The 26257-nt window shown below is 66.7% G+C and carries 21 protein-coding genes; 11 read left to right on the top strand and 10 right to left on the bottom strand.

From position 1 onward, the window contains the following. Position 1: 1 nt before the first annotated feature. Positions 2-1444 carry an alginate export family protein gene (locus tag ACZ1H8_RS07755; protein ID WP_465180753.1) on the top strand — a complete coding sequence of 481 codons (1443 nt, stop codon included), beginning with the start codon at positions 2-4 and terminating at the stop codon, positions 1442-1444. Positions 1445-1461: 17 nt separating this feature from the next. Here the strand turns inward: ACZ1H8_RS07755 and ACZ1H8_RS07750 are convergent, their stop codons facing one another. The 6 genes from ACZ1H8_RS07750 to ACZ1H8_RS07725 all read right to left on the bottom strand — a co-directional run bounded on the left by ACZ1H8_RS07750 (position 1462) and on the right by ACZ1H8_RS07725 (position 11717). Beyond that, the gene (locus tag ACZ1H8_RS07750) at positions 1462-2337 is read right to left on the bottom strand and encodes a sulfotransferase domain-containing protein (RefSeq protein WP_465180752.1); all 876 of its coding nucleotides are present in this window, start codon (positions 2335-2337) and stop codon (positions 1462-1464) included. After that, on the bottom strand, positions 2338-3237 hold the full coding sequence (locus ACZ1H8_RS07745) for a hypothetical protein (protein ID WP_465180751.1): 900 nt from the start codon (positions 3235-3237) through the stop codon (positions 2338-2340). It abuts the gene before it with no gap. Positions 3238-3338: 101 nt separating this feature from the next. Next, on the bottom strand, positions 3339-4967 hold the full coding sequence (locus ACZ1H8_RS07740; protein ID WP_465180750.1) for an alkaline phosphatase D family protein: 1629 nt from the start codon (positions 4965-4967) through the stop codon (positions 3339-3341). 14 nt (positions 4968-4981) lie between these two features. Further along, complete coding sequence (locus tag ACZ1H8_RS07735) at positions 4982-7345, bottom strand: TonB-dependent receptor (RefSeq protein WP_465180749.1); 2364 nt, start codon at positions 7343-7345, stop codon at positions 4982-4984. A 131-nt stretch (positions 7346-7476) separates the two neighbouring features. Beyond that, on the bottom strand, positions 7477-8886 hold the full coding sequence (gene phoA / locus ACZ1H8_RS07730) for an alkaline phosphatase (RefSeq protein WP_465180748.1): 1410 nt from the start codon (positions 8884-8886) through the stop codon (positions 7477-7479). Between the two features lie 83 nt (positions 8887-8969). After that, positions 8970-11717 (bottom strand): TonB-dependent receptor, encoded by a 2748-nt coding sequence (locus ACZ1H8_RS07725; RefSeq protein WP_465180747.1) that lies wholly within the window; start codon positions 11715-11717, stop codon positions 8970-8972. A gap of 418 nt (positions 11718-12135) precedes the next feature. Here ACZ1H8_RS07725 and ACZ1H8_RS07720 point away from each other — a divergent pair, with 418 nt between their 5' ends. Next, complete coding sequence (locus tag ACZ1H8_RS07720) at positions 12136-13074, top strand: 3-keto-disaccharide hydrolase (RefSeq protein ID WP_465180746.1); 939 nt, start codon at positions 12136-12138, stop codon at positions 13072-13074. Positions 13075-13080: 6 nt separating this feature from the next. Here the strand turns inward: ACZ1H8_RS07720 and ACZ1H8_RS07715 are convergent, their stop codons facing one another. Next, positions 13081-14088, bottom strand: a complete 1008-nt coding sequence (locus tag ACZ1H8_RS07715) for a LacI family DNA-binding transcriptional regulator (protein WP_110152056.1) — start codon at positions 14086-14088, stop codon at positions 13081-13083. A 176-nt stretch (positions 14089-14264) separates the two neighbouring features. On the opposite strand from ACZ1H8_RS07715, the gene ACZ1H8_RS07710 reads away from it, so the two are divergent. Genes ACZ1H8_RS07710 through ACZ1H8_RS07670 form a run of 9 tightly spaced genes read left to right on the top strand, consistent with a single transcriptional unit; the run spans position 14265 to position 22900 of the window. Then, a complete protein-coding gene (locus ACZ1H8_RS07710; protein ID WP_465180745.1) occupies positions 14265-15458 on the top strand; it encodes an MFS transporter in 1194 nt (397 codons plus the stop codon). Further along, positions 15455-16525, top strand: a complete 1071-nt coding sequence (locus ACZ1H8_RS07705) for a sugar phosphate isomerase/epimerase family protein (protein WP_465180744.1) — start codon at positions 15455-15457, stop codon at positions 16523-16525. The genes ACZ1H8_RS07710 and ACZ1H8_RS07705 overlap by 4 nt, the downstream gene beginning before the upstream one ends. Continuing rightward, entirely contained in the window at positions 16522-17667 is a 1146-nt protein-coding gene (locus ACZ1H8_RS07700; protein WP_465180743.1) for a Gfo/Idh/MocA family protein, read from the top strand. Before ACZ1H8_RS07705 ends, ACZ1H8_RS07700 begins: the two co-directional genes overlap by 4 nt. Further along, positions 17664-18044 (top strand): c-type cytochrome, encoded by a 381-nt coding sequence (locus ACZ1H8_RS07695; protein WP_110152059.1) that lies wholly within the window; start codon positions 17664-17666, stop codon positions 18042-18044. The genes ACZ1H8_RS07700 and ACZ1H8_RS07695 overlap by 4 nt, the downstream gene beginning before the upstream one ends. A 13-nt stretch (positions 18045-18057) precedes the next feature. After that, entirely contained in the window at positions 18058-18978 is a 921-nt protein-coding gene (locus tag ACZ1H8_RS07690) for a hydroxypyruvate isomerase family protein (RefSeq protein ID WP_465180742.1), read from the top strand. Next, the gene (locus tag ACZ1H8_RS07685) at positions 18975-19802 is read left to right on the top strand and encodes a 3-keto-disaccharide hydrolase (RefSeq protein ID WP_465180741.1); all 828 of its coding nucleotides are present in this window, start codon (positions 18975-18977) and stop codon (positions 19800-19802) included. Before ACZ1H8_RS07690 ends, ACZ1H8_RS07685 begins: the two co-directional genes overlap by 4 nt. Continuing rightward, positions 19799-20368 carry a gluconate 2-dehydrogenase subunit 3 family protein gene (locus ACZ1H8_RS07680; RefSeq protein ID WP_465180740.1) on the top strand — a complete coding sequence of 190 codons (570 nt, stop codon included), beginning with the start codon at positions 19799-19801 and terminating at the stop codon, positions 20366-20368. The genes ACZ1H8_RS07685 and ACZ1H8_RS07680 overlap by 4 nt, the downstream gene beginning before the upstream one ends. Continuing rightward, the gene (locus ACZ1H8_RS07675; protein ID WP_465180739.1) at positions 20365-21198 is read left to right on the top strand and encodes a sugar phosphate isomerase/epimerase family protein; all 834 of its coding nucleotides are present in this window, start codon (positions 20365-20367) and stop codon (positions 21196-21198) included. The genes ACZ1H8_RS07680 and ACZ1H8_RS07675 overlap by 4 nt, the downstream gene beginning before the upstream one ends. A 25-nt stretch (positions 21199-21223) precedes the next feature. Further along, complete coding sequence (locus ACZ1H8_RS07670) at positions 21224-22900, top strand: GMC family oxidoreductase (RefSeq protein WP_465180738.1); 1677 nt, start codon at positions 21224-21226, stop codon at positions 22898-22900. Positions 22901-22903: 3 nt separating this feature from the next. On the opposite strand, the gene ACZ1H8_RS07665 is transcribed toward ACZ1H8_RS07670, so the two are convergent. From ACZ1H8_RS07665 to ACZ1H8_RS07655, 3 genes are all read right to left on the bottom strand, one after another. Continuing rightward, positions 22904-23266 carry a transcriptional repressor gene (locus ACZ1H8_RS07665; protein WP_465180737.1) on the bottom strand — a complete coding sequence of 121 codons (363 nt, stop codon included), beginning with the start codon at positions 23264-23266 and terminating at the stop codon, positions 22904-22906. A 146-nt stretch (positions 23267-23412) separates the two neighbouring features. Next, a complete protein-coding gene (locus tag ACZ1H8_RS07660) occupies positions 23413-25608 on the bottom strand; it encodes a TonB-dependent receptor (RefSeq protein WP_465180736.1) in 2196 nt (731 codons plus the stop codon). A gap of 94 nt (positions 25609-25702) precedes the next feature. Next, positions 25703-26140, bottom strand: a complete 438-nt coding sequence (locus tag ACZ1H8_RS07655) for a hypothetical protein (RefSeq protein WP_465180735.1) — start codon at positions 26138-26140, stop codon at positions 25703-25705. Between the last annotated feature and the right edge of the window lie 117 nt (positions 26141-26257).

Raw genomic sequence — 26257 nt, 5'->3', positions numbered from 1 at the left:
GATGGCACGCCACCGCATCCTGCTCGCCGGCTGCGCGCTTTCCCTGGCCGCGCCGGCGATGGCCCAGACCGACGAAGCCGCCGGTTATCCCGCTATCGCCGCCGGCGACGGCGCCACCACCGGCGGTTATAGCCTCTCGCGCTGGGCCGAGGACTGGCGCGCGATGTGCGACCCGACCAAGCCCGACGATCCGATCGACCGGCTGAAATGCGTGAAGCTGGATGCGGACGGGGATACCTATCTGACGCTGTCTGGCGAGGCGCGCTTTCGCGTCAACCACACGACCAACCCCAATTTGCGCGGTGCCCGCGCGCAGCGGCAGGACATTTTTCGCCTGGTGGCGGGCGCCGACTTGCACATCGGATCGCATTTACGGGTCTATGGCGAGCTGGCGCATGGCGGTATCAGCGGCGCCGAGCTGGGCGCGCCGGCTGCGACATTGCGCAACCGCATCGCCGTGCAGCAACTGTTCGCCGAGGCGAATGCCGAGGTCGGCGGGGTCACGATCGGCGCGCGCTATGGGCGCCAGGAATTCACCGACGGTCCCAATCTGCTGGTGTCGCAGCGCGACAACAACACCATCCGCTACACGCTGAACGGCCTGCGTCTTTGGGCGCGGGGCAAGACGGTGCGGATCGACGCGTTCGACCTGAAGCCGACCCAATATGGCGACCTGGGCACTGACGACGACGTCATCGATCCGGCACGGCGCTTCTCCGGCGTGACCCTGGGTTTCGTCGTGCCGAAGAAATGGCTGCCGGGCAGCAGCCTCTACATCGATCCCTTCTTCTGGCGGCGCCGCAACAAGGTCGGCACCTGGGGCGGACGGATCGGCCCGGCCACCCGCTATTATCTTGGCACCCGTATCTGGGGCGAAGCCGGCCCGGTCGCGATCGACTGGTCGGTCAATCACCAATGGGGCCAGTTCATGGACCAGCGGATCGACGCCTGGCAGGCATTCTTCTCACAGAATCTGCGGGTCGGAACGGGCAAGACGGCGCCGCGCATCGGCTTCCATGCCGATTATGCCAGCGGCGGGGGCGGCTATGGCGACGGCAGCCTGCGCAACGCCTATGCCCCGTTCGGCAACAACATCTATTACAGCTATGGCCTGTTCCTGACCCCCAGCAACCTGATCGCCTTCGCGCCTACGGTCACGGTCACCCCGACATCGGGCGTGCGGCTGAACCTGGAATATCAGCGGGCGTGGCGCGCCAATGTTCATGACGCGGTCTACCGCGCCAATGGCCAGCCCTTTGCTGGCACCCAGAATGTCCGCGATCCCCATATCACCGATGTGGCGCGCGCGCAGATCGTCTGGACGATCACCCCGCGCCTGTCCTTCACCGGGCGGTACGAGCATCTGATGGCCGGCCCGTCGCTGACCAAGGCAGGCTACAGGGACTCGGATTTCATCGCGGGCTGGCTCAGCTTCCGCTTCTGACGAAACCCATCGCCGGGTCACCTGACAGGCAAAACATGATCCGGAACGTCGGACAGGGTGCCGTCCACACCATAGCCGAGCCGCGACATGACCGCGTGATGGTCGGCCCACAGGTGGTCCGCCTGCTCCGTGCTGATGCCCTGCCGCCACGCTCCGGCCCGACCCTGGCGAAAGAAGGTGCGTTGCTTGCGCCCGCGCTCCTTGAACCCCGAACGTGCTTCGGCTGCCTGCAGGTTCTGGAAGGACGTGGCCGCCACGGTCCTTTGGATCAGGTCGGCATCGATCGCTTGCCCGGTGAATTGGGCAAGCGCCGTATGGCAGGCGACGGGCTGCGCCAGCAGATCCTCGTACCGCAACAGGAGGAGCGGGCGCGGCGCGTCGTCGAGCCAGGATTGCACGTTCGCAGACCAGCTTCCCAATCGCTGCAGCGTGTGAGGCTGTTGCTGCCGCCCCGGAAGGCCGATCGCGAAATCGGGACGGGCCATCAGCGCAATTGCTTCATCGAGTGTGATGCCCAGATGATCCGCCCAGGACGGGGCGACATCACGCGGATCGCGCACGATCAGGACCGTGCCGGCGCTCGGCACCGATCCCAACCAAGCGGCGTCATAGGCATCGTGGATCTTCAGGAAGGCGGGACCGTCGGTGGTCTCGCCGTACAGGCGGCAGGCTTCCGTCCGCATCAGCGCCTGCTCTCCCGGCGTCATGTCACCCACCGGAAGATCGAGCAGGCCCTGCATCCACTCCAGGCTGGCCGCGTTGGGGCAAAGCTCGTCGGGCTCCCCGAGATCCGGCAGGCGGCCTGCGTTGCCCAGGCAGGCGAGTGCGAGCCGCAGCCAGGTGTTGCCGGACTTGGGGTAGGAGGCCAGCCAATAGACGCCTTGCGCCGCCATTCAACCGATCTCCCGCTCGATTAAGGCTGTGACCTCTTCCAGATCCTCGAAGCGCTTGGGCCGCTGGAGGCGATAGACGGGCACCGTCGAGACGATGCGCGCCGTGGCCGCGAACAGCCGGCGCTGACTGCCCAGCGCGGCGGCGACCTGGCGCTGGCAGATATGGGCCTGAACGGCAGGAAGGGCGGCTGTCGGCATCAGTGTCGTCAGTGACGGATCCGGCGCCTCGCCCAATATGACGATGGCGTCCAGCGGCAGGGGCGCGATGTCGAAGCTTCCTTCCAGCGGTACGTCATATTTCTCGATCTGCGGGCGCAGCCGCCGCAGCCCCGTCACGCTGATCCGGGCCGCATCCAGGGTGCTGGCCCACAGGTTCAAACGGGGAAAGGCCGGCCTGATCTCGAGGCGATTATCCGTCTCGCAGATGACCGTGGCGTCGTCCGAAACCAGCCGATGGCCGCGCCGGCTGAGGGCGTGAGCCAAGGTCGATTTGCCGGCCCCCGGCGCTCCGGCGATGGCAAGGGTGCGGCCATCGACGCGCAAGGTCGCGGCGTGCAACGGGAACACACCCTGCTGGTGACACAGGGTGCCCAGAACGGTGCCTAGGAAGAACAGGCGCCAGCTGTCCACATCCTCACGGTCGAGGCGGTCCACCGTCACCCGGCCGCCGTTTCGGATCAGAAAACGCAGGCTGTCGGCGATCCGCAGCAAGACGGTGCCCGCGGGATCGACCATCAGGTAGCGACCCGGGGTCAGCGATCGCTCCAGCGTCTCCGGCACGGCCCCTTCCTCGATGACGATGTCCGGCGGCCGTTCGTCGGCAGAAGGCCAGGGGATCAGCTCCGGAAGCGGCAGGGCGCTGCGGACCCGCCAGCCGCACAGGAAATAATCTTCGACCATGACGGGATTGCGGGTGTCATGCTTCGGCTGCCCGCGCAATCCTGGTCGCGGCGCTTAGTCCGAGGTCCCTGACGGCATGTGAGTGCCGCCAGGGGGAGTCCTCAGGCCTGTTCGACCGGGCGGCGCGCCTTGCCCGGCGCGACGCGGTAGCGTGCCGCGACCGACCGGGTGAACGGCTTGGCATAGATGGTCGAGACGGTGACGAACTCCGCCGTCGCCTGACCCGGGGTCAGCGTGACGAGCGTGTAGCCCTTGCCGTCCTGGTCGCAATAGGCGACCTCGCGATTGGCCTCGGCCAGCGGCTTGCCGAGACCCGGCAGCAGCGAGCCATAGGACGGGCTGGTGATCGCGGTCGCGCCGAACTCGGACGCGACCAGCGTGCCGGCATCGTCATACAGGTCGTTCGCCCAGGCGGCGTGGCTGTCGCCGGCCAGCACGATCGGCCTGGTCCCCGCGCGGCGGAAGGCGGCGTAGAGACGCTCACGCGCCGGCGGATAGCCGTCCCACGCATCGAGGTTGAACGGCAGGCCGGCCTTGTAGCCGACGACCGCCGCGGCCAGCCGGCCGCGATACATTTCGGGCAGGCGGGCGATGCGATCGGCATAGCTGCTCAGATCGGGGCCGGCGACGCGCGCCATCACCACCTGATTGCCCAGCAACTGCCACGGCTTGCCTGCCTTGACCGACTTGGCCAGCACCCCCTCGAGCCAGCGTTGCTGCTCGGCACCCAGCATCTCGCGCTCGGGACGGGCGCGCTCGGCCATGATCGATGCGAATTCGGCGGGATCGGGCGTGCCGCCCTTCACCTCGGCCTGTTTCGACCGGGCGAGCAACCGCGTCTCGACCATCGCCAGCGTCGCGAGGTTGCCGAAGTCGAAGCTGCGGTTGATCGCTTCCCAGGGCCGGCCGGGCTTCGGATCGCGGATCGGCATCCATTCGAAATAGGCCTGCATCGCCGCCGCCTTGCGCGCGCCCCAGTCGCCTTCGGTCGCGGGATCGTGATTCTCAGCGCCGCCGATCCAGCCGTCGTTCGCGACTTCGTGATCGTCCCATACGCAGATGAAGGCGGCGCGGGCATGGGCCGCCTGCATGTCGGCATCCGCCTTCACCTGGGCATGGCGGCGGCGATAATCGGCCAGGCTGACGATCTCGTGCGGCGGATCGGGAAGCCGGCCCAGCTTGCTGCCGATCTCCGCGCCATAACCCTCGGCGCCATATTCATAGATATAGTCGCCCAGGTGCAGCACCGCGTCCAGCTGCGGCAATGCCGCCATGTCGGCATAGGCGTTGAACAGACCGCCCGAAAACAGCTGGCACGACGCCACCGCCAGGACGAGCTGGTCGACCGCACCGGTGGGCAGGGTGCGGAACCGCCCGGTCGGCGACGTCTCGCCGCCTTCGATGGCGAACCGGTACCAGTAATCCTGTCCGGGGCGCAGGCGGGTCAGCTCGACCTTGACCGTATGGTCGGCGGCGGCGCGTGCCGTCGCCTTGCCGCTGGCGACGGGCTTGCCGTCGCGCGATGTCGCCACCTGCCAGGTCACCGGCATGTCGCCGGCCCCGGCGTCGGTCACCCGGGTCCAGATGACCGCGCCGTCCGCGGCAGGATCGCCGCTGGCGACGCCGTGGATGAAGCGTCCGGTCGGTGCCGCCGCCTGCACGGCGCCCGCAAGTCCGAGCGCCGCGCCGCTGCCGAGCAGCGCGAGCGCGCTGCGTCGATTGATCGTCATTTCCGCTGCCGCCCTCAGAACCGTGCGGTGAGCTGGGCGCCGTAGAAGCGCGGCTCGGCCGGAATGAAGGTCGGGATGCCGAAGCTGCCGCCGGTGTTGCCGGCGTCGAGCAGATAGCGCTCGTTGGTGGCGTTGCGGATGTATCCGGCGATCTCGAACCGGTCTTCCATGAAGCTGACCCCGGCGCGGGCGTTGACCAGCGTCACCGGCCCCTGCGACAGTGCCAGGCTGTTGGGCAGTTCGAAGAAGATACGGCTGCGATAGGTCACGCTCGGCGTCGCGAAGAAGCGCATCCCGCCCCCGAGCGGCGCATCGATCGTGAAGCCGGCCGCACCCTGCCATTCGGGCTGAAGGCGGAAGCGCGCGCCCGAATAGGTCGAGGCGAACTGGTCGTTCTTGTCGACGCCGCCATCGATGTAGCCGACATTGCCGAACAGGTTGAGCCAGCTGCTGGCGCGGATGTTCAGCTCGGCCTCGACGCCCAGATTGCTGGCGCTGCCCGCGCTCTCGGCGCGGAAGGTGCCGTCGGGCTGGCGGGCGCTGACCTGGAAGCCGTCATATTTCTGATAGTACACGCCGATCGAACCCGACACCGGGCCGGCGCTGCCCTTCAGACCGACTTCGTAATTCCACACCTGCTCCTCGGGGACGATCGCGAGGTTCGGCACGGTCACCCCGCCGCGCAGCGCGGCACCCAGATTGAACACCGGCGAACGACGGCCCTTGGAGATGGTCGCGAACACATTGGTCTTGTCGCTCAGGCGATACAGGATGTTGAAGCGCGGCAGCACCGCCGAGAAGGAGCGCTGTGCGGTATAGGTCTGGCCGCCCGTGTCATACTGGCCGGGGACCAGCGAGACCGCCAGGCTGGGCAGGCCGGTCAGCAGTGCCGCGCGCAGCGGCGCGGGCAGCAGGCCCGGCAGCACTGGACGCGGCACCTCGGCACGATAGCCCGACTTGCGCTGCTCGATCAGCACGCGGACGCCCGCGGTGATCTCCAGCGAAGGCGATGCGATCCAGGTCGCGTCGCCGAACACCGAATAGCTGTCGTTGCGGCCCTGGTTCTCGAAGGTCGAGCTGTAGGGGATCGACGTCACCGCACCGCCGGTCAGCGTCGGCAGCGCCTGGGCGGCGGTGACCACGCCGGTCGGGCTGATGCAGCCCAGCGCGGGGATCGCGCGCGTCAGGCACTGGATGAAGATGCCCTCGTCGGACGAGAAGGGGACGTTCTGCAGATTGTCCTCGACGAACACGTTCCAGCCGAACGAGGCGCGCCAGTTCGGATCGCTGTACGAGAAGCGGCCCTCATGGCTGGCCTGCCAGCCCTTGGCGATCTCGGCGAATTCCAGCCACCAGGCGGCCGATCCGTCGGCGTCGAACACCTCGCGGCTGTCGAACTCGCGATAGCCGTTGACGGTGGTGAAGGTCAGGCCCGGTGCCAGCTGATAGCTGGCGGTCAGGTTGAGGTCATAGACTTCACGGTTCAGGCCCAGCTGGTCGTCGCCCAGCACCTGCTTCGACAAGGGCGAGCCGCCCAGATTGGCACGGCCGAAAGGATTGCCCGGGCCGTCCTCGGTCGGCAGCGCGCGCGAGATGAACGGCGTGCCGCCATTGCGCTGCTGGTCATAGGTGCCGATCAGGTCGACGGTCAGTGCGTCGCTGGGCGTGAAGCGAAGCGAGGCGCGAACACCCAGCTGGTCCTGCGAATACAGGTCCTTCTTCTGGCGCGGCGAGAGGTTCTCGACATAGCCGTCGCGCTTCTTCCACTCGAAGGCGACGCGTCCGGCGAGGGTCTCGGATCCGGCGTTGACGAAGCCCGACAGCGTCGTCGCATCGTAATTGCCATAGCTGCCGCTCAGCGAGCCCGAGAAGCCGGGGTGCGGGCGGGCGGAGGTCATGCTGATCGCGCCGACCGCCGATGCGGTGCCGAACAAGGTCGCCTGCGGACCCTTGATGACCTCGACGCGCTCCAGGTCGTAGATCGCCTGATAGGAGCCGCGCGAGCGCGAGATATCGACGCCGTTATAATAGAGGGTGACCCGCGGGCCCTGCTGGGCCGAACCCGAATCCGAGGTGATGCCGCGGATCACGATGCCCGGATTGTTGGCGCTCTGCTCCTGGATGTTCAGGCCGGGGATATAGTTGGACAGCTCGTCCAGGTCGCTGACGCCGATCTGCGCCATGCGCTCCCCGGTGATCGCCGAGATGGTGATCGGCACGTCGACGGCGCGCTGTTCGATCTTCTGCGCGGTGACGATGATCTCACTGCTGTCTTCGCCGTCGCTGGTCTGGTCCTGCACAGCGCTCTGCGCGAATGCGGGCGTGGCGATGAAGGCAGTGGTCGCGAGCAGGGCCGCGAGCGGAATCCGGTTTTTCATTTTTGCTCCCCGATTGGTGGGGGGCTGCTGGACCAGGGATGTGAAGCGCTCGCGGCAGCTTTGTTACGATTAAATAACGCGGTCGCGTTTTTCATTGCAACTTGATGGCAATCCGCCCGTCGGGGCGGCGCTCAGTCGAGCGCCAGCGCCTCGCGGATGATGAAATGAAGGTCGGTCTGGTCGAGCAGCCCGCTGACATTCACTGCGCGCGGACCAAAGGCGGCGATGCGCAACTGAGTGCCGGTATGGCCTTGCGATCCTTCTTCGGCGGTGCCGTAGCTGATCGTCATCAGCCCACCCTCCAGCGTGGTGACCGCGGCGGTCAAGCCAGGCGCCCTCGTGCCGTTGCCGACGATCTGACTGCTATGCGCATGGTCGGCGGTGACGATCACCAAAGTGTGGCCGTCCTTTCGGGCGAACTCCAGCGCGACCTGGACCGCTTCGTCGAGGTCGACGGTCTCGCCGATCTGGCCGCACGGATTGGCGGCGTGATCCTGCTTGTCGATCGACGCACCCTCGACCTGGAGGAAGAAGCCGTTGGGCCGGTCCTTCAGCAATTCGATCGCCTTGCCGGTCATGGCGGCCAGCGTCGGCACGTCCGCGGTGCGGGCGGCGTTGGGTGCGCAGCTGATCGGGGGCTGGTCGAGATTGCCGTGATGGCTGGCCCGCGGCCCCGTCCAGCGGACCGGCATATGCTCGTCGGCGAACAGCCCGATCAGCGGCTGGCGATCGTCCGCGCGGGTGACGGCTGCAAGCTCCGCGGCATTGCGGACGATCCGGAAGCCACGCGCCGCTGCCTGATCGAACAGCGGACGACCCTTGTACCTGCCCGCTTTCGCGGTCTCGGCAAAACTTGCGCTGCCGCCGCCCAGGACCAGGTCAGCGCGGGTGTCGAGCAATTGTTCGGTGATCGATCCGGCACCGCCATTTTCAAGCGCATTGCTCGGGCAGGTCTTGCTGGTCTCGACGGGGCCATAGCATTTGCGCTGGGTGACATGCGCCAGCAGCGCGCCCGGCGTCGCATCCTGGATCGCCGCGGTGGAGACGTTGCCGGTCGCCAGGCCCGCTGCCTTTGCGCGCTCGCTCAGCGTGGGCTGCGGCTTGCCGCGGACATCGACGCCGATCGCGCCGTTATAGGTCTTCACGCCCGACGCCCAGGCAGTCGCCGAGGCGGAGCTGTCGGTGACATAGTTCGGCTTCCCCGTCTCGCGGTCGAGCGAATAATGGGTGTAGTGGCCGCTGAACGGCAGGGCATCGATGCCCTTGAAATAGCCGCCCGCGCCCTCGGCATAGTTGCGGGCGATGGTGATCTCCGAGTCGCCCATGCCGTCGCCGATCAGCAGGATGACGTTGCGCACCTCCCCCTCGCGCGACAGCTGACGATAGGTCTCGCGCATGTCGCCGCCGACTCGCCGGGCACCGCCCGGCTCGCGGATGTCGCCGCGCGCCGCGCGGGACAGGTCGGGGGCGTTTTCCTGCGCGAGCGCCGATGGGGCGAGCAGGAACAGCGGGGCGGCGAGCAGGGCGCGAGCGATCATCATGTCTCTCTTCGGCAGGGGCGAAGTCTGTGCAGGTCCGGTCGGTCCCGTCACGGAGCAACGGGACCGACCCTTGGCAGTGCGGGTCAGAACTGGGCGCGCACGCCCAGGCTGATCCGGCTTCCCGAGAATTCGTAGGTGGTCGGGAAGGCGGGATCCATCGTGTAGCCGGTGGTCTTTTCATTGCCGACATTGATGCCCTGCAGCTCGACGCGGAAATTGCGCGTCAACTGATAGCTGGCGGCGATGTCGAACTGGCCATAGGCGTCGCGATAGACCGGATACATGTTGCGCTCGATCCGCTCCACATAGGCACCCTTGCGGTTGTACGAGACGCGCAGCGACAGCGGCCCCTTCTCGTAGAACAAGGTCGCATTATAGGTGTTGTCGGACAGGCCGATCGGCGAGGTCGGAATGTCGAGGTCCGACTGGCCGGTCAGCGAGCTGTCGAGGAAGGTGACGTTGGCGTTGACGCCGAACCCGTCCAGCCAGCCCGCGATCATGCTGAACGGCAGCACCGCGTTCAGCTCGACGCCGCTGACCGTGTAGGAGCCCTCGGCGTTGACGGGCTGATACACGTCGAAGTCGTAGACGCCGTCGATCGTGCCATTGGCATTATATTTGGTCACATTGGGCACGACGCCAGTCAGCTGGTTCTGGACCACGCCCTTGATCTTCTTCCAGAAATAGGACGCCGCCAGGATACCGCGACCACCCAGATATTTCTCGACGCCGACTTCCCACTGATCGGCATAGGTGGGCTTGAGGTTGGGGTTGCCGTCGGTGAAGCGGAAGTCGTTCCAGCTCGCGGTACGCTTATAGGCCAGGTCGGTCAGCGCGGGACGGATCAGCGTCTGCGACGCCGCGGCGCGCAGGATCAGGCTGTCGGTCAGCTCGGCATGGGCGTTAAATGACGGCAGGAACTTCTCGTAGCTTCCCTCGCTGGCGATCGGCGCGTCGGTATAGCCGGTCGTGCCGTCCGGATTCTGGACCTGGTGAAAGCCCTCCGAACGCACCTTGGTGCGGACATAGCGGCCGCCCAGGTTGACGTAGATCGGGAACGACACGTCGAACTCCAGGTCGAGCATCGCATAGCCGGCGATCGTCTCTTCCTTGACCCGGTAATATTGACCGTCGTTGAACGGCGTGACGAACCCGTCGGGACGGAAGAAGTCGCGCGCATAGTCGTTCGAGATCTGCGCCCAGGACAGGTTGCGCGCCTGATAGGCCTTGCCGCCGACGATGTCGGTGACGTTGGTCAGCGGGCTGTCGGCCAGGGTGCGGACATTGACATAGGCGGTGCTGCCGCGCGTCGGGCCCTGGATCTTCTCCTCGCCATATTCGCGCTCGTTGGTCTTGTCGGTGAAGCGCGCGCCGATGTTGAACCGCTTCAGCACCGGCGTTTCGAACTGATAGCTCAGGTCGATCTGCGCGGCATATTTGTCGTCCCTGATCTGCTCGCGCGTGGTCTCATACGCCTCGAAGCGATAGGCGCCCGGCGCATTGTACATGTCGATCGTGCGCGGATTGTCGCTCGGGATCGTCTCGCCGCCCGTCTCGGTATAGCGGGTGCGCGACGGGGCATAGGCGACATGCTTCAGATTGGCGTTGTCGAGCGTCTTGCGCGCGCCCGAATAGCCGCCCAGCACATTGAGCTTCCAGTTGCCGGTTTCCCAGTTCATCTCGCCGCCGAACTGGCGATAGTCGGTCTCGTTGAGATATTCCTTGCTCAGGAATTCATGCTGGGTGTTGGTGTAGGACACGTCGCGCAGCACCACGATGCCGGCGCTCGACAGCGTCGTCGCATCGAACTCGTGGATCCGTTCCAGCGTCGAATTGCTCGAGGCCGAATAGCCGGCGGCGTCATATTCGTCCTCGACCGTGTCATAGGATCCGAGGAACGCGTCGAACGCGAGGCTGAAATTGTTGCTCGGCTTGTACTGAATCGATCCCGACAGCCCCAGCCGGTCCTGGTCGTTCTGATAGACCCGGTCGCCGACCTTATCGAGGAACACGATCTGGTTCTTCATCGCGTCGGTGAAGGTGATGCCGGCGTCGCGCTGGAGCACCGCGATCGCCTGGTTGCGGTTGGTGCCGGCGCGGTCGGTCCAGCGCGAAATCGGCCGGAAGTTGATGCCCGAATTCGAATCGGTACGGTTGCTGCGCTGCTGCTTGGCGACGGACACCAGCACGCCGAAATCGCCGAAGGTGTTGCTCGCCAGGAACGAGAAGTTCGGATCGACCTTTTCAGAGATCGAGTTGTACGCACCCTCGGCACTGCCGATCAGGCGAAGGCCGGGCGCATCGAACGGACGCGCCGTGCGGATCGAGACGGAGCCGGCGATGCCGCCTTCCTCGTCGGCGGCGGTGGGCGACTTCTGGACGGTGACTGACTGGATGAGCTCCGACGCGAAGATGTCGAATTCGACGTCGCGGCCACCCGATCCGGATGCCGTCGCCAGCTTGTTGATCGACACGAAGGTGAATTCGCTCGGCAGGCCGCGGACATTGACGCGGGTGCCCAGGCCCTTGTCGCGCTCGATCGTCACGCCGGGCACGCGCTGCAGCGCTTCCGACAGATTCTGCTCGGGGAAATCGGCGATGTCGGTGGCGACGATCGAATCCGAGAATCCGATCGTGTTGCGCTTCATGTCGATCGCCTCTTCGAGGCTGCGGCGATAGCCCGAGACGACGATCTCTTCCCCCGCGTCCTCGGCTGCGGTCTCCTCGACCGGTGCGGTCTGCGCGGACGCCGCGGTGGCAGTGAGTGCGGCGATCGCGACCCCCATCAGAAGATGCGTGGCGCGTGCGGTACGGCTGAACTTGCGGTGCATAATCATCCCCTTTTGATTCCTCGACGATCGTCGCTCGCATCAGGGCAAGCACCGGCGTTCCCGGACTCGGATGAGTCCGGGTGGCGATGCTCGTTCGAGCTTGCGACATGTCGGCAGCCGAACCCTCAGCGGATTCGACGCCCCTTATCTCCCATGGCCGGACGTGCGATCGCGTCAGCGATCGTCGAATTGCGCCTCCACCCGGCTCGCGGTGCCCGGTGGGGAAGAGTTGTTACGTGGTTGTGACGAAGGGCGATAAACTCGCCCGATCCCGCGACGCCGCGATCCCGCGCCGACCGGGGCGAGACGGCGGCGATATGCGACCATCGAACGCTTGCCTCCGCGCCGGGCGGCGGCCAGAACCGAGCAGCGCCGGGGCCGGGCGCGCCGCTTTCGCAAGGTCATTCAGGGGAAGAAGATGAAGATGATCCGAGCGATTGCAGTCGTAGCCTTATTGCCGACTGCCGCCTTGGCGCAGGACTCGCGTGAGCAGGCCGTCGCCATCGCCGGCGAGCCGCTGCCGGCGCAGGAACTGAAGCTGACCGACATTCCCGCGGCCGCGGGCAAGAAAGTCTCGCTGTTCGATGGGCGTAGCCTGAAGGACTGGGAGCCGTGGCTCGGCTATCCCGATCCGGCGGTCACCTATCGCGCCGATCCGGGCGTGACGCCGGTCGGCATTTCGCGCGACACCAGCGGCGATTTCGCGGTCCGCACGATCGATGGCGAGCCGGCGATCTGGATCAAGGGAGAGACCTGGGGCAGCCTGGTCCACACTGCGGACCTGCGCGACTATCACCTCCGGCTCGAGTTCAAATGGGGCGACAAGACCTGGGCGCCGCGCAAGACCGATCCGCAGAATAACGGCCTGCTTTATCACACGCACGGCAAGCCCGGCGAAGTGTTCGGCACCTGGCGCCCGTCGGTCGAGTTCGAGATCATGAAGGGATCGACGGGCATGATCGTGACGGTCGGCAAGGACGTTCGCGCCCGCACCACCGTAACCTCCGATCCCTCGCTGATCGCGCCGCACCTGCGGTTCCACATGGGCGGGCGCGAGATCGACATGGTCAACGGCACCCCGACCTGGAATGTCGAGGCGGCGCGCGATGCCGAGCGTCCGGTCGGCGAGTGGAACACGCTCGACCTCTATGTGCTGGGCGACCGCGCGGTGCATGTCGTGAACGGCGTGCCGGTGGCAGAAGTTCGCGGCCTGGCGGTCATCGCGCCGGACGGCAGCCGCCAGCCGCTGACCCATGGCCGAATCCAGCTTCAGTCCGAAGGGGCCGAGACCTGGTTCCGGCGGATCACGGTCGAGCCGATCCGCAGCCTGCCGCGCATCACCGTTGCCCGCCCCTGAACGGGGTCAGCGGACCGGCGCGGGGCCGGTGCTGCTGCGCACGACGAGCTTGTGCTCCAGCGTGACCTGGCGGTCGGGCTGGTCGACGCCGCGCAGGATGCCGACCAGCAATTCGACCGCGCGTTGTCCGATCAGCCCCTTGGGCTGGGCGACGCTGGTCAGCGCGGGGTGGAAATAGGGCGCGAAGGGCAGATCGTCGAAGCCGACGACCGAGATCTGCTCGGGACAGGACAGGCCCGCCTGGCTGGCCGCGCTGATCGCGCCCAGCGCCATCTCGTCGCTGAAGCAGAAGATCGCGGTCACACCGCGCTCGATCAACTCGCTCGCCTGGACGAAGGCCGAGCAGGCGGAATAGTCGCCGACACGCACCTGCAGCCGGTCCGCCAGTCCGTGGCGCTCGGCCGCACGCATCGCGCCGGACAGGCGGTCGCGGCTGATCGGGCTGATCGGCGGGCCGGTGATGATGCCGATGTCGCGGTGGTCCAGCGCGATCAGATGCTCGACAGCGTCACTGCTGGCAGCGGCATTGTCGATATGGACGCTCGGTACGCCCAGCTCCGGGCTGTATTCGCAGCCATTGACGATCGGCGCGGCATTGCCCTGCCGCGCCAGGAGCGGCGTCAGGCTGTCGGGCAGGCGATGACCGAGGAAGATCAGGCCGTCGACCTCGCGGCGCGACAGCATCTCGGCATATTGGTCCTCGACATCGGGATCGTGTCGCGTGTCGCCCACAACGACCGCATAGCCCGCGTCGCGCGCCGCTTCCTCGGCGCCGCGGATCACGCTCGCGAAGAACGGGTTCGAGATGTCGGGAACGGTCAGCAGGATCTTCGCCGCGCGCAGCGTTCTGAGGCTGCGCGCCGCGACATTGGGCTGGTAGCCCAGCGCGTCGACCACCTGCAGCACTCGCAGCCGCGTCGTCTCTGCAACGCGCTCGGGCTGGCTCAGCACGCGGGAGACGGTTGCGGTGGATACGCCCGCTTCTGCCGCAACTTCGATGATCGTGGTCGCCATGATCGCTTCATGTCCTGTGCAAGGGGGCGTGTCGATAGGCGTGAATGTAATCCTTTACATCGTGCTGCGGTCTGCATAGGCTTGGGACTGCAGGGCGGGAATCCGCAGTCGGGGAGGATCAGCGCATGGTCGCTATGGAAGGGGCAATCGCGGGATCCGCGCGCCCGGCAACGGGAATGCTCACGGGACGCCTCAGCGCGTTGATGTTCATGCAATTCTTCGTCTGGGGGGCGTGGAACGTCACCCTGGGCCTGGTCATGCAGACGGTCGGCATCGGCAGCCTGATCGGCAACGCCTTTTCGGTCGGGCCGATCGCCTCGATCGTCGGGTCCTTCCTGCTCGGCATGGCGGCGGCGCGCTATCTCAGCCCCAAGATGCTGATGGTGATCCTCCACCTGGTCGGCGGCGCGATCCTGTTCGCCCTGCCGGCGATGGTCACGCCCGAGCGGGGGTCGACCTTCGTATGGGTCCTGCTCGGCTACATGATCCTCTACATGCCGACCGTGGGCCTCGCGAACACCATTGCGCTCAAGAGCTTCGGCGAACGGGTCGATCGCTTCCCGTTCGTGCGCGCCTTCGGCACGCTCGGCTGGATCGCGGCGGGCCTGATCATCGGCTGGGCAGGCCTGTCCGCCAGCCCGAAGATCTTCACCATCGCCGCGGTCGTCTCGGTCGCGCTGGGCCTGTACAGCTTCACCCTGCCCAATGTCGAACCCGACGCGCCGCGCGATGAAAGCGTGCTGCGCCAGGTGCTGTGCGTCGAGGCGTTCGGCCTGATGCGCAACCGCTCGTTCCTGATCTTCATCACCTGTGCGACGCTGATCTCGATCCCGCTGGCGATGTATTATGCCTATGCCTCCGCCTATATCGGCACGGCGGGGATCGAGAATGTCGGCGGCACCATGTCGATCGGCCAGATGTCCGAGCTCGCCTTCATGTTCTCCATGCCCTGGCTGTATCGCCGCTTCGGCGTGAAGCCGCTGCTGCTGGTCGGCATGGTCGCCTGGGCGGTGCGCTACGCGCTGTTCGCGATCGGCGATGGCGGCGATTCGATCTGGGCGATCTATGTCGGCGTCGCGCTGCACGGCATCTGCTACGACTTCTTCTTCGTCGCCGGCGCGATCTACACCGGGACGATCGCATCGCCCAAAGGCGTGAACGCCCAGGCACAGGGCATGCTCACCCTCTTCACCTATGGCGTCGGCATGCTGCTCGGCTCGCAGATCGGCGCCTATCTCTACGCGCAGCTGCCGGCCAACCCCGGCATCGCCGACTGGCAGCAGATGTGGTGGTACCCCGCGATCGCGGCGGCGGTGATCGCCATCCTCTTCCAGCTCAGCTTCCGCGACAACAGCAAGGCAGACGCATGACCGCGATGAAGGGCCCCGCCATCTTCCTGGCCCAGTTCCTTGGCGACACCGCACCATTCGACACGCTCGATCATCTCGCCGAATGGGCGGCGGGTCTCGGCTATGTCGGGGTGCAGATCCCGTGCGACCCGCGGCTGATCGATGTGAAGCAGGCGGCCGAGAGCAAGGATTATTGCGACGATCTGCGCGGCCGGCTCGACAAGTTCGGGATCGTGCCCACCGAATTGTCGACGCATCTCCAGGGTCAGCTGGTCGCGGTTCACCCGGCCTATGACACGCTGTTCGACGGCTTCGCGCCGCCCGAGCTGCACGGCAAGCCGGCCGAGCGCCAGGCCTGGGCGGTCGAGCAGGTCAAGCTGGCCGCCCGCGCCAGCGCCAATCTCGGCCTGAATGCGCATGCCACCTTCTCCGGCGCGCTTGCCTGGCCCTATGTCTATCCCTGGCCGCAGCGGCCCGCCGGCCTGGTCGAGGAAGCCTTTGCCGAACTGGCGCGGCGCTGGACGCCGATCCTCGACGTGTTCGAGGATTCGGGGGTCGATTGCGCATTCGAGATCCATCCGGGCGAGGACATTCATGACGGCGCATCATGGGAGCGGTTCCTGGCGGCGGTCGACAATCATCCGCGCGCGCGAATCCTGTTCGACCCGTCGCATTATGTGCTGCAGCAGCTCAACTATCTCGACTTCATCGATCGCTATCATGACCGCATCTCGTGCTTCCATGTGAAGGATGCCGAGTTCAACCCGACCGGCCGGTCGGGCGTCTATGGCGGCTATGAAAGCTGGGTGAACCGCGCGGGACGCTTCCGCTCGACCGGTGACGGCCAGGTCGATTTCGTCGGAATCTTCAGCAAGCTGGCCCAATATGGCTATTCGGGCTGGGCCGTGATCGAGTGGGAATGCGCGCTCAAGCGCGCCGAGGACGGCGCGCGTGAAGGCGCCCCCTTCATCCGCGACCACATCATCCGCGTGACCGAGCGTGCGTTCGACGATTTCGCCGCCAGCGGCGTCGACAAGGCGGCGATCCGCAAGCTGATGGGCCTGTCGCCCGAGGGTCCGGCGGAATGACCCCGGCGCTTCGGCTCGGCATGGCAGGCGGCGGGGAGGGCGCGTTCATCGGCGCCGTCCACCGCATGGCGGCCGCGCTCGACGGCGACTGGCGGCTGGTCGCCGGTGCGTTCAGCACCGATGCCGGCAAGAATTCGCGCACCGGCGACCGTCTCGGCCTCGATGCCGGGCGAGTCTATGCCAGCTTCGACGCGATGCTTGCCGAAGAGGCTGCGCGGCCGGCCGGCGATCGGATCGATGCGGTCGCGATCGTCACGCCCAACCATCTCCACGCGCCGATGGCGATCGCCGCGCTGCGTGCCGGCTTCCACGTCTTCTGCGAAAAGCCGATGGCGATCAGCAGCGCCGAGGCGCGCGCTATCGCCGAGGCTGCCGAGGCAAGCGGCAAGCATTTCGGCCTCGCCTTCACCTATAGCGGCTATCCGCTGGTGGAGGAGGCGCGGGCCCGCGTCGCGCGCGGTGATTTCGGCGCAATCCGCCTCGTCCAGGTCGAATATCTCCAGGGCTGGCTCAGCCGGTCGATCGATACCGAGGGCAACAAGCAGGCCGAATGGCGCACCGATCCGGCGCGCGCCGGACTCGGCGGCTGTCTTGGCGATATCGGCACGCACGCATTCCATCTCGCCGAGCATGTCTCGGGCCTGCGGGCCGAGGCGCTGTCGGCCGACCTGACCATCCATGTCCCCGGTCGCCGGCTCGACGACGATGTCAGCGCGCTGCTCCGCTTCGAGGGCGGCGCGCGCGGCACGCTGAAGGCCAGCCAGGTCGCGGCGGGTGAGGAGAACGGCCTGAAGCTTCGCGTGCACGGCGAACTCGGTGGCCTTGAATGGTCGCAGATGGAGCCCAACACGCTGACGTTGCGCTGGCTCGATCGCCCGGCCGAGATCGTTCGCGCCGGCGGCCCCGGGCTGCAGCAGGGCACGACCCGCCTGCTGCGCACTCCGGCGGGCCATCCCGAGGGCTATGTCGAGGCATTCGCCAACCTGTATCGCGGCTTTGCAGCTGCGATCCGCGAAGAGGATGGCGCGTGGTTCCCCGGCGTTGCCGACGGGCTGCGCACGATGGACTTCGTCGAGGCGATGGTCGCGAATTCGGCGGCCGATCGCAAATGGACCCCAGTTGTAACCGGAGTAGAGTCATGAAGCTTATCGCATGTCTGGTGGTCGGAACGGTCGGGACGACGGTGCTCGCCTTGTCCGCCGCGCCGACCGTCGCCCAGACCGCCCCGCCGCCCGCCTTTGCCGCGTGCAAGGCGTGCCACACCGTCCAGAAGGGCGGCCGCAACGGCGTGGGGCCGAACCTGAACGGCGTGGTTGGCCGGCAGGCGGCATCGGTGCCCGGCTTCAACTATTCGCCCGCGCTCAAGAATTCGAAGCTGCGCTGGGACGAGGCGACGCTGAACCAGTTCCTGGCGGCCCCGACCAAGAAGGTGCCCGGCACCAAGATGCCGATCGGCATGGCAGATCCGGCGAAGCGCGCCGCGATCATCGCCTATCTCAAGGCGGAAGCCGGCAAATGACGGCGCACGCGGCATGACGCTCTCGCGTCGCACCGTTCTGGCCGCCGGGGCGGTCGCGCCGCTGGCGGCCGGCATGGCTGCGGCGCAGGGCGCCGGGGCGAATCAGGCGCGTTTCTCGCTCGGCTTCGCGCCGCACGAGGGCAGCTTCGCCAGCCGCGGCGGCCTGATCGAGCAGATCGCCTATGCCGCCGACCAGGGTTTCACCGCCTGGGAGGATAACGAGGCTCGCAATCGCCCGGTGGCGGATCAGACGCGCATGGCGAAGGCGCTGTCCGACCGCGGCATGACGATGGGCGTGTTCGTCGCCAGCATGCCGAAATGGGCCCAGTCGCGTCCGCTGCTCGGCGCGAATGACGATGCTGACCGCGAGGCGTTCCTGGCCGACGTCCGCACTTCGGTCGAGGTTGCCAAGCGGCTCAACGCCGCGCGCATGACCGTGGTCACCGGCTTTCTCGACCGCAAGGTGCCGGTGGACATCCAGACCGCGCGGGTGATCGACGTGATGCGCCGCGCCGGCGAGATCATCGCCCCGCACGGCATCGCGATGGTGATGGAGCCGCTCAACACCCGTACCGATCATCCCGGCGTCTATATGCAGAGCATCGCCCAGGGCTATGCCGTCGCGCGCGGCGCCAACAGCCCGGCGGTCAAGATCCTCGCCGATCTCTATCACGAGCAGATCCAGTCGGGGAATCTGATCCCCGTGCTCGATATGTGCTGGAGCGAGATCGGCTATCTTCAGTTCGGCGACAATCCCGGCCGCAACGAGCCCGGATCGGGCGAAATCAACTATGCCACGATAGTGAAATGGCTGCGCGCCCGGCGCTATACCGGCGTGATCGGCATGGAACATGGCAATTCGGTCAAGGGGCGTGCGGGGGAGGAACGGCTGGTCGCCGCCTATCGCGCCATCGACAAGGGAGCGGAAGCATGACGGACATCCGCATTCTGGCGGGCGCGGCGGGCGCGCTGCTGCTGGGCATGGCGGCACCCGCCGCCGCGCAGGACAAGCCCGGGTTCAAGGACACGCCGATGCTGCCGGGCGGCACCTGGCGCGTCCATGACGCCGATCGGCCCGCACCGCCGGTCGTGACCCCCTCGGCCCAGCCGGGCGGCGCGCCGTCCGACGCGATCGTCCTGTTCGACGGGACGTCGCTCGACGCGTGGACGGCCGATGGCGGACTGTGGCCGGTGAAGGACGGCGCCTTCACCGTGCCGCCGCGGGTCGGCGGCAAGGACAATAACCTGGTGACGAAGCAGAGCTTCGGCGACCTCCAGCTCCACCTCGAATTTCGCTCGCCCAACCCGCCGACCAAGAGCTCGCAGGATCGCGGCAACAGCGGCATCTGGTTCATGCAGCGCTACGAGATCCAGATCCTCGACGGCTATCAGAACCCGACTTATGCCGATGGCACCGTCGGCGCGGTTTATGGCTGGAAGCCGCCGCTGGCCAATGCCGCGCGCCGTCCGGGCGAATGGCAAAGCTATGACGTGATCTTCGAACGGCCCCGCTTCGCCGCCGACGGATCGCTGGTCCGCCCGGCCTATATCACCGCCTTCCTCAACGGCGTGCTGGTCCAGAACCACCAGGCGATGCTCGGCACCACCATCTGGCGCCAGGTCGCCAGCTACAAGGCGCATGGCGATGCAGCACCCATTCAGCTGCAGGATCATGATTCGCCCGTATCGTTTCGCAACATCTGGGTGCGTCCGCTGCCCGAAACCGCAATCGCCCAAGATCTTGGAGGGGCCAAGTGATCGACCGTAGAACTGCACTTGCCGGCGTCGTCGCCATGTTCGGCGCGGGGATCTTCGCCCCGATCGCCCGCGCTGCCGGCGTCGCCCAGTCGGCGGGCGTGCCCGTCATCAGCGACGGCCCGCCCAGCGCCGCCGTGTTCACCGATGCGCAGCGCGCGCTGGTGACCGCGCTGAGCGAGCGGGTTATCCCGACCACCGATACACCCGGCGCGATCGCTGCGGGCGTCCCCGCCTATATCGAGAAGCTGCTGGCCGACTGGTCGGCACCCGCCGATCGCGTCCCGATCCTCGCCGGCCTCGACGCGATCGAGGCGCGCAGCCAGCAGGATTACAAGGTCGCCGCAGTCAAGGCGAAGCCCGAGCAGCAGGACGCGCTGCTCACGCTGGCGATGAACGGCGAACTGCCCTCGGGCAAGGTCTTCTTCGAGGCGTTCCGCCAGATGGTGATCACCGGCTATTACACGTCGGAGATCGGCATCACCCAGGAACGCGAATATCTGCCGGTGCCGGGCGAATATAACGGCGCCTTCCCCTATTCCCAGGTCAACAAGGTCTACAGCGCATGATCAACCGCCGTATGTTGCTCGCCGGCGCCGGTGGCGTCGCCGCCCTCGCCCTGCTCGATCGCCCCGCCTTCGCCGCGAAGCTCAAGGCGATCGGTCTCCAGCTCTACACGGTCCGCGACCTGTTCTCGAAGGATCCGATCAAGACGCTCGAGCAGGTCGCCGCGATCGGCTATCGCGAGGTCGAATATGGCGGTGGCGGCTATGACGCCATGGACCATGCCCTGCTGCGCAAGACGATGGACCGCCTCGGCCTGCGCGCACCGTCGGTGCATATCGGCTATGACGCGCTGCTCGGCCAGTTCGACAAGTCGGTCCAGATGGCCAAGACGCTGGGCGCCGACACGGTCGTGCTGCCCTATATGACCGACCCGCATCGCACCGAACAGGGTTGGGAGGCCGCGCTGCCGAACTTCAACCGGTTCGCAACCGACCTGAAAAAGGCCGGGCTGGGCTTTGCCTATCACAATCACGACTTCGAGTTCACGTTGAAGCCCGGCGGCGTCAGCCTGTACGAGCGCTTCCTGAAGGTGACCGATCCGGCGCTGGTGAAGATCGAACTCGACCTCTACTGGGCCGAGCGCGCGGGCGAAAATGTCGCCGCGCTGATCGACCGTCTCGGCAGCCGCCTCTACGCCTATCACGTCAAGGATATGCGCGCCGATGGCAGCATGGCCGCGGTGGGTGCGGGCAAGACCGACTTCGCCGCGCTGTTCAAGCTCAAGGGAAGCGCCGGCGTCCGCCACTTCTATGTCGAGAACGACCAGGCGCCCGCGCCCTATCTGCCCGACATCACCACCAGCTTCCAGACGCTGCGCGCGCTGAACTACTGAACGCCCGCCGGGAGAGGACAAGAACATGGCAGCGACCAACAGGTTCGACGCGATCGTCATCGGATCGGGCGTCAGCGGCGGCTTCGCCGCGAAGGAACTGACCGAGAAGGGCCTTCGCGTCCTGATGCTCGACCGCGGCGTGATGGTCGAGCATGGCGAGGACTATCCCTATGACGGCAAGCCCGCCTATGAGGTGCCGGCGCGCAACGTCATGCCCAAGCCGCTGATGGAGAGCGATTATTTCATCGCCAAGTTCGGCTATGTCCAGCCGAGCAACCGCGGCTTCTACAATGACGACCGGCTGAATCCCTATGCCTATGACGAGGGCAGCAAATTCTACTGGATCCGTCCCGGCGCGGTCGGCGGCAAGTCGCTGATCTGGGGCCGGTGGAGCTTCCGCTGGGCGCCCGAGGATTTCGACGCGAACAAGCGCGAGGGCATCGATGGCGTCTGGCCGATCGGCTATGACGATCTCGCGCCCTGGTACAGCTATGTCGAGAAATATATCGGCGTCTCGGGCTCGCGCGAGAATCTGCCCTATCTGCCCGACAGCGAATTCCAGCCGCCGATGCCGATGAACATCGCGGAGAAGTGGCTGAAGCAGCGTCTGGAAACCGAGTTTCCGGGCCGCAAGCTGATCAACACCCGCCTGTCCAACATGACCGAGGACAAGCCCGACCAGAACCGGACCAAGTGCCAGTACCGCAACCAGTGCGGCAATGGCTGTTCGTTCGGTGCCTATTTCTCGACCCAGGCGGTCACGCTGCCGGCGGCACGCGCGACCGGTCGCCTGACGCTTCAGTCGGACGCGGTGGTCACCAACCTCGAATATGACGCGGCCAAGAAGCGCGTCACCGGCGTGCGCTACGTCAATGCCAAGACGGGCCAGGCGCAGGTGGTCAATGCCGACCTCGTCTTCCTGTGCGCCTCGGCAATGGCGTCGACCCAGATCCTGATGAACTCGCGCGCACCGGGCAGCGAGCGCAGCCATTTCGACTCCAGCGGCACGCTGGGCCGCTTCGTCATGGATCACATCTTCCGCGTCGGCGTGGAGGGCGAGATCCCGGGCATGAGCGAATATATCGAATATGGCCGGCGCCCCGGCGGCGTCTATGTCCCGCGCTTCCGCAACATCGGCGGCGAGGAAGGCGTCGGGTTCAAGCGCGGCTATGGCTATCAGGGCAGCGCCCGTCGCGAACCCGCGGCGCCGGTCGGCTTCGGCGCATCGATGAAGCACGGGATGCGGAATTATGGCCCGTGGAAGTTCAGCATGGGCGCGTTCGGCGAATGCCTGCCCTACAAGGACAACAGCGTCTCGCTGCATGCCAGCAAGGTCGACCGGTTCGGCGTTCCGCTGATGCGGTTCGACGTCCGCTTCCGCGACAACGAGCTGAAGATGATGGCCGACGCGAAGGTTCAGGGCGAGGAGATGCTGCGCAAGGCCGGGCTGACCAATGTCCGCAGCTGGGAAGGCGCGCATGTTCCGGGTGACGCGATCCACGAGATGGGCGGCGCGCGCATGGGCGCCGATCCGCGCTCGTCAGTGCTGAACGGCTGGAGCCAGGCGCATGACGCCTCCAACCTCTACGTCACCGACGGTGCGCAGATGGCGTCGGTATCGTGCGTCAATCCGTCGCTGACCTTCATGGCGCTGACCACCCGCGCGGCGGACCACGCGGTGAAGCAGCTCAAGCGCGCCTAACGCTCACGCGGGGTCGCCCGCCGTCGCCGCACATGCGGCACAGCGGCCGGGCACCTCGATGACGAACCGCCGGCCGGCAAGCCCGTGCTGGCCGGCGAGTTCTTCGAGCGCTGCGAATGCCGCATCGCACGCGATCAGCGAGACATCGCCGCACATCTCGCAGACCGTCGCGATCCGCGGCGCCCCGGTGCCAGCGACATAGCCGCGCGCCAGTTCGACCTTCTGGATCGCACCGCGCTCGGACAACTGGCCCAGCGCGCGGAACACCAGGCTGGGGGTGATCTCCTCGCCTTGCGCCCCCAGTATCGAGCGGATCTCGATCACCCGGATCGGCCGGCCCGACTGGCGAATGATATCCAGGATCATCTCGTTCAATCTTCCCGCCGGGCGGCGCGCACGCCGCCCGCCCGGGCACGATGGGCCCTCGGCCCGATGCCGTTCCTCGATCATGCGCGCTCTCGACGTTTCGGGGAGCGGCGGCCGGGGATCGGCCGCCGCTCCCGTCCGCAGGACTAGAAGCCCAGCCTGATCGTCGCCCGCAGGTCGCGTCCGGCCAGCGGCGCGAAGTCCTTCAGGAAGCTCGAATGACGCCGCGCATCGACATCGAAGATGTTGTTTGCGCTCAGCAGCAGCGAGATCTTCTGGTTGCCCGGGATCGGCCGGAACCCGATCGACGCGTTGACCAGCGTATAATCGTCGGTCGGCGTCTCGAACGCGGCGATACGGTCCTGCTCGAACACATGCTCGACCTCCGCCCGGGCGGTGAACCGGTCCGACTGCGCCTCGATCCCGCCCAGCACGCGTGCCGGCGGAATGCGCGGCGCGGGGCTCAGGTCGACGATATTGGCATGGACATAATCGCCAAGCGCGTCGACGTTGATCGTGGTGCTGCCGATCCGCGCGACGCGCAGCGAGGCGTCGGCCTCGAACCCGTAATAGCGCGCCGCCGCCTGCTGGAACTGGAAGCAGGGCAGATCGACGTCGCGGCCGCTGGGCGCCGCTGCCGCCTGGCAGATCGACGGATCGACCTGGTTCTCGGAGATGTAGTTGGAGAACCAGTTATAATAGGCCGACGCGTCGATACTGAAGGCATCCTTGTGGACGTGCAGCGTGCCCTCCAGGCCCCAGGATTTCTCAAGCCCGAAATTCGGGTTGCCCAGTTCCCAGCTCTGCGTGCCGGCATGGCCGCCGCGCGCGAACAGTTCCTCGGCCGACGGGGCACGTTCGGTCCGCGAGAGGTTCACGCCCACCCGCACGCCGTCCGCCAGCGCATAGGACAGGCCCGCCGATCCCGACAGCGCATTGAAATTGCGCTTGCCCGAGAAGAAACGCAGGTCGCCATTGACCGGATTGGCTTCCTGATCGGTGATCTCGTAGCGCAGCCCGCCCTCGGCGCGCAGCGCGCCCAGATCGAGCTGCTGCAGGGTGAAGAAGCCGACCTGCTGGGTGGTGTTCTTCGGCAGGAAGGCCTCATCACCGACGACGTTGAAGTCGCGGTTGAAGAACTGCACGCCCGACGCGCCGGTCCAGCCGCCGCGATTGGCCTGGACCAGTTCCAGCCGGCCTTCAATCCCCTTGTTGTAGAAGGCCGTGCCGACCGACCCGTCCTCTTCCAGCTCGAAATGCCGGTAATTGGCATAGCCGGCACGGACGCGGATCTGATCGAGGAAGCCGCCGCCGGTATCCACTTCGCCGCGAAGGTCGAACCGGTTCTGGAGCAGGCTCAGGCGCGGTGCCTCCTGCTCCTCGCCCGAGGCGAGCGCATAGCGGATCGGCACGCCGTAGAAGCTGTCATAATGGCTGTACGAAATGCCGAGGCTGCCCGTGTCGGTGATGATCGACGCGCCGACGCCCGCCGTCCACGTCTTGGCGAAGCTGTTGGGCAGCGTGCCGCGCAGCGCGGCGGCGGCGGCAAAGTCGGGATCGTCCGGGGTGGTCGGACCCGCGGCCGCCGCCAGCGCCTGGGCGCGCGCCTGGGGCGTCAGCACATAGCCGCCAATGTCGAGGTCGTCGCTCTTCAGATACGACCCGTCGGCGTGCAGCACGATCTTGTCGGTTACCGCCACGTCGCCCGCGGCTCCGATAGAGCGCTCATTGGCTGCCGATCCATAGGTGCCGATTGCGTTCAGGCGATAGCCATTCTCGGGCACGCTGCGCGGAATGCGCGTGTCGATGACGTTGACGACGCCGCCGATCGCCGAGGATCCATAGAGCAAGGACGCCGGACCGCGCAGCACCTCGACTCGCTCGGCCAGCAGCGGGTTGATCACCACCGCATGGTCGACCGAGGTGTTCGACACGTCGATCGACCCGATGCCGTCGGTCAGCACGCGGATCCGCTCGCCCTGGAACCCGCGCAGCACGGGGCGCGAGGCGCTGGGGCCGAACGAGGTCGCCGAGACGCCGGGCTGGTGCGCCAGCGTCTCGCCGATGCTCGGCCGCAGGTCGCGGGTCAGTTCCTCGCCCGACAGGACCGAGGTGCCCGACAGCACATCCTTCTCGCTCTGGTTGAGCAGGCCGGTGACGATGATCTCGTTGCCGCGCCCGACCGGGGCATCCTGTCCGTCGGCGGGCGCATCGGCGGGATCGGTCGACGCAGGCGCGGTTGCGGTGCGGTCGGCGGGTGGGGAGTCGGGGCCGGCGGCATAGGCGACGGCGGGGAGGGCGAGCGCGACGGTGGCGGCGCTCAGCAGAAACAGATGACGCATGAACAGATGCTCCAGGAACCTTGAAATCGCAGAGGGAACAAGGACTCGCTCGCGCAGGCGCATGAGCACGCCCGTTCTGCGAGTTGACGAGTCCTCAGGCCTGGGAGCGGAGCGGGGGTGCGCGGCTCTGCCAGCCGCGTTCGGGCGCCGGCAGGGCAAGCGCGGTCAGGCGCGACGGTGCGAAATGAAAGGGTTCGATCGTCGGTGCGGCCAGTAAGGCCGCGGTCGGGACCAGATAGGCGCCGCCGGACGCCAGCTCGGCACAGATCGCGCAGCCGGCGGGCTGGTCTACAGGTGCCTGTTTGTCGGACGTATCGGCGGTCTTGCCATTGGCTGCCAGCGTCCAGCTGGTGCCCGTCGGCAGGTGCCGGTGGGTGCCGAGCACCACGGTCTGCCACGACAGCGACAGCAGCAGGACGAGCAGCAGCGCATGCCAGCGGGCAGCCAGCTGCGGCCGTGCCGATCCGGCACGCTCGTGCCGGTCATCGCCGATCCGCTGGCGCCGATCACTGCAAGGCCGTCTGCTCGTCATTCGCGCTGCTGATATGTTACACTGTTACTTCAATCAAGCTGCTCTTTTGTCGGACAGCTACCGACCCCGAGATACACGCAAAAAAATGGGCTGGCGAGATGGGGTTCCTCGATCGCT

It is taken from the genome of Sphingomonas sp. BL-S-25 (assembly GCF_055521555.1).
The sequence above is the reverse complement of the archived record's forward strand: the minus strand, read 5'-3'. Positions and strand labels throughout refer to the sequence as shown.

What these genes read in the sequence shown, in the direction of transcription:
- ACZ1H8_RS07655 (WP_465180735.1), bottom strand. Translation starts at nt 26,140, where the DNA reads ATGACGAGCAGACGGCCTTGCAGTGATCGGCGCCAGCGGATCGGCGAT.
- ACZ1H8_RS07665 (WP_465180737.1), bottom strand. Translation starts at nt 23,266, where the DNA reads ATGATCCTGGATATCATTCGCCAGTCGGGCCGGCCGATCCGGGTGATC.
- ACZ1H8_RS07745 (WP_465180751.1), bottom strand. Translation starts at nt 3,237, where the DNA reads ATGGTCGAAGATTATTTCCTGTGCGGCTGGCGGGTCCGCAGCGCCCTG.
- ACZ1H8_RS07675 (WP_465180739.1), top strand. Translation starts at nt 20,365, where the DNA reads ATGATCAACCGCCGTATGTTGCTCGCCGGCGCCGGTGGCGTCGCCGCC.
- ACZ1H8_RS07695 (WP_110152059.1), top strand. Translation starts at nt 17,664, where the DNA reads ATGAAGCTTATCGCATGTCTGGTGGTCGGAACGGTCGGGACGACGGTG.
- ACZ1H8_RS07660 (WP_465180736.1), bottom strand. Translation starts at nt 25,608, where the DNA reads ATGCGTCATCTGTTTCTGCTGAGCGCCGCCACCGTCGCGCTCGCCCTC.
- ACZ1H8_RS07705 (WP_465180744.1), top strand. Translation starts at nt 15,455, where the DNA reads ATGACCGCGATGAAGGGCCCCGCCATCTTCCTGGCCCAGTTCCTTGGC.
- ACZ1H8_RS07700 (WP_465180743.1), top strand. Translation starts at nt 16,522, where the DNA reads ATGACCCCGGCGCTTCGGCTCGGCATGGCAGGCGGCGGGGAGGGCGCG.
- ACZ1H8_RS07755 (WP_465180753.1), top strand. Translation starts at nt 2, where the DNA reads ATGGCACGCCACCGCATCCTGCTCGCCGGCTGCGCGCTTTCCCTGGCC.
- ACZ1H8_RS07720 (WP_465180746.1), top strand. Translation starts at nt 12,136, where the DNA reads ATGAAGATGATCCGAGCGATTGCAGTCGTAGCCTTATTGCCGACTGCC.
- ACZ1H8_RS07750 (WP_465180752.1), bottom strand. Translation starts at nt 2,337, where the DNA reads ATGGCGGCGCAAGGCGTCTATTGGCTGGCCTCCTACCCCAAGTCCGGC.
- ACZ1H8_RS07715 (WP_110152056.1), bottom strand. Translation starts at nt 14,088, where the DNA reads ATGGCGACCACGATCATCGAAGTTGCGGCAGAAGCGGGCGTATCCACC.
- ACZ1H8_RS07710 (WP_465180745.1), top strand. Translation starts at nt 14,265, where the DNA reads ATGCTCACGGGACGCCTCAGCGCGTTGATGTTCATGCAATTCTTCGTC.
- ACZ1H8_RS07670 (WP_465180738.1), top strand. Translation starts at nt 21,224, where the DNA reads ATGGCAGCGACCAACAGGTTCGACGCGATCGTCATCGGATCGGGCGTC.
- ACZ1H8_RS07740 (WP_465180750.1), bottom strand. Translation starts at nt 4,967, where the DNA reads ATGACGATCAATCGACGCAGCGCGCTCGCGCTGCTCGGCAGCGGCGCG.
- ACZ1H8_RS07690 (WP_465180742.1), top strand. Translation starts at nt 18,058, where the DNA reads ATGACGCTCTCGCGTCGCACCGTTCTGGCCGCCGGGGCGGTCGCGCCG.
- phoA (WP_465180748.1), bottom strand. Translation starts at nt 8,886, where the DNA reads ATGATGATCGCTCGCGCCCTGCTCGCCGCCCCGCTGTTCCTGCTCGCC.
- ACZ1H8_RS07735 (WP_465180749.1), bottom strand. Translation starts at nt 7,345, where the DNA reads ATGAAAAACCGGATTCCGCTCGCGGCCCTGCTCGCGACCACTGCCTTC.
- ACZ1H8_RS07725 (WP_465180747.1), bottom strand. Translation starts at nt 11,717, where the DNA reads ATGCACCGCAAGTTCAGCCGTACCGCACGCGCCACGCATCTTCTGATG.
- ACZ1H8_RS07685 (WP_465180741.1), top strand. Translation starts at nt 18,975, where the DNA reads ATGACGGACATCCGCATTCTGGCGGGCGCGGCGGGCGCGCTGCTGCTG.